Origin of the sequence: Mesorhizobium sp. M7A.T.Ca.US.000.02.2.1, from assembly GCF_003996995.1 — a bacterium.
Lineage (GTDB): Bacteria > Pseudomonadota > Alphaproteobacteria > Rhizobiales > Rhizobiaceae > Mesorhizobium.
In genome coordinates, this window is record NZ_RZTT01000618.1 from 1 (window position 1) to 2551 (window position 2551).

A 2551-nucleotide genomic window follows, 5' to 3' on the forward strand; every position below is an offset into this window, starting at 1 on the left:
GGTTCATGGACGGCAAGGTGGCCAAATGGTGGATGCCGGACGATGTCGCTTTCGTCGGCGAAATTCCGCACACCGCAACCGGCAAGATCCAGAAGATCACCTTGCGCCAGCAATTCAAGGATTATCGCCTGCCGACCGATTGACGTGATGTCGCATGTTTCGGCTTCATGGCATCGCAAAAAGGTTCTAAGTCTCCGTTCGGGTTGGGGTGGTTCGGCAATCGATGGCAAGTATTCCTGAACGGCAAACGTCGAAGGCGGCCGGCTGGTCGCGGCGCACGGCCGCTTTTTCGTTGGTGCTGCTGCTGACGGTCTTTGTGGGCCATCGCTTCGATCTCGTCGAAACACCTGTCTTTCTGTGGGTGCTCGGCATTGTCGCGCTGCTGGCGGCGATGGCGCTGTTGTTTGCCGGGTTTGCCTTTTCGCGGCTGTGGAATTTCGGCGACCGCGGCGGCCGCGACCTGACGGTCGGCGCGCTGCTGGCACTGCTGGTGCTCGCACCCTACGGCGTCGCCGCCTACTGGGCGACGATCTATCCGCCGCTCAGGGATATCTCGACGGATTTCGACGAACCGCCGGCGCTCGACGTGAGCGACCGGACGAAGGATATGAACGTGCTTGCGCCGTCGACGCCTGGCGAACAGCGGCTGCAGGCCGATAGCTATCCGCTGGTCAGCGCACGCAGCTACGACCTGCCGTTCGAGACTGTCGTCAATGCCGTCGAAACCGTACTCGACCGGCGCGACTGGGAGCTGTCGGAGCCCTATCCCGATCTCGCCGGGCAAAGCGAGGTGACCATCACCGCCGTCGCCAAGGGCTTCGTGATCGGCCTTCCCGCCGATGTGGCGATCCGCGTGACGGACGATGGCGACACGGTCATCGTCGACATGCGGTCGGCATCCCGCTACGGCCGCTACGACCTTGGCGACAATGCCGCGCGCATCACCGAATTCCTGGCGGAGCTCGACCAGGAAGTCGCCGGTCAGGTCGGCGCCGCGCCAGCCGAATAAGGCTTCGGCACTTGGCAGCGGTCCAGGTTGGCCTATCCCGCCGGCGTGAAAATGCCGTCGATGGCCGGTGCGGCGTCGGTCACAACCAGGCCGCGCGCCGTCAGATCCTCGAGATGGGCAAGCACCGACAATCCGGCGGCGCCATGCAGCCGCGGGTCGGTGTCCCTGTAGATCGCCTTGACCATGTTCACGATCGTCCGGTCCCCCTCTTTGACCCGCTCCAGAATGGCGCGCTCGCGCATCTTGCGATGCGTCTTCAACCCGCGCATGAAAGCGCGCGGTGCTGTCACCGGCCCGCCATGTCCTGGCAACAGCAAGCGGTCCCCGCGTTCGATCAAGCGGTCCAGCGAGGCCATGTAGTCGGCCATCGCCCCGTCCGGCGGGGCGACGATGGAGGTTGCCCAGGCCATGACATGATCGGCCGAAAACAGGATGCCGGTTCCCTGCAGCGCGAACGCCGCATGATTGGCGGTGTGGCCCGGGGTCAGAACCGTCCTGATCGACCAGCCGTCGCCGTCGACCACCTCGCCGTCGGGCAGGGCGACATCAGGGATGAAAGCCGTGTCGGCACTGGCATCGAGCGCATTGGTCTCGCCGATATGCAGGGCTCTTGCCGGCCGGTGCGGCCCCTCTGCCAGCACGAGGGCGCCGGTGCGCTCTTTCAGCCGGGCCGCCAGCGGGGAGTGGTCGCGATGCGTGTGGCTGACGAAGATATGGCTGACCGGCCGGCCTGCGATCACCTCGATCAGGGTCCGCAGATGCGCCTCGTCCTCCGGCCCCGGATCGATCACCGCCAGCGTATCGCGGCCAACAACGTAGCTGTTGGTGCCGTGAAAGGTGAAGGGGCTTGGATTGCGGGCCGTGATGCGCTGGACATCGGGCGCGACATTCACCCCCTGGCCATAGAAGGGGTCGAAGCCGGTATCGAATTTCAGTGCCATGCATCGGTGCCTTGTTTCGGGAAACGGCAAAACCGATTGCCGCACAACACGCAAGCCAATATAGGAGGATGTGAGGCCGCGAACATCGGAGTGCGGCAATCGGATTGGGGAAATACCATGGCAATTGCAACTACGATGCGTCCGCTTGTTTCTCTGGCTCTGCCGCAAAACGGCGCGGCGCGGCTGGCAACGCAGCTTTTCCTGGCCATCGCCGGAACGCTTGTGCTGACACTGTCGGCCAAGACCAAGGTAATGCTCGGGCCGGTCGACATTTCGATGCAGACGCTGGCCGTGCTGCTGATCGCCGCCGCCTTCGGCATGCGTCTCGGCGTCGCCACCCTGCTGCTCTACATGGCCGAGGGCGCCATGGGCTTCCCCGTCTTCCAGAGCACGCCTGAAAAGGGTCTCGGCATTGCCTACATGCTCGGCTCGACCGGCGGCTATCTCGCCGGCTTCGTGGTCATGGCGGCAATTGTCGGCTGGGCGGCGGATCGCGGCTGGGACCGCCATCCGATCAAGCTTTTCAACGCCATGCTGGTTAGCGAAGTCGTCATGATGGCAATGGGCTTTGCCTGGCTGGCGCTGCTCATCGGTCCGGAAA

The 2551-nt window shown here is 64.1% G+C and carries 3 protein-coding genes; 2 read left to right on the top strand and 1 reads right to left on the bottom strand.

The genetic code is table 11. The annotated features are described in order from the left end of the window. Window positions 1–223 precede the first annotated feature (223 nt). Window positions 224–1009, top strand: a complete 786-nt coding sequence (locus tag EOD15_RS32555; RefSeq protein WP_127320898.1) for a DUF1499 domain-containing protein — start codon at window positions 224–226, stop codon at window positions 1007–1009. A gap of 32 nt (window positions 1010–1041) precedes the next feature. Here EOD15_RS32555 and EOD15_RS32560 read toward each other — a convergent pair whose 3' ends face one another. After that, on the bottom strand, window positions 1042–1950 hold the full coding sequence (locus EOD15_RS32560) for an MBL fold metallo-hydrolase (RefSeq protein WP_127320897.1): 909 nt from the start codon (window positions 1948–1950) through the stop codon (window positions 1042–1044). Between the two features lie 117 nt (window positions 1951–2067). Here EOD15_RS32560 and EOD15_RS32565 point away from each other — a divergent pair. After that, a partial coding sequence (locus tag EOD15_RS32565; protein WP_148129763.1) for a biotin transporter BioY occupies window positions 2068–2551 on the top strand: 484 nt, incomplete at its 3' end.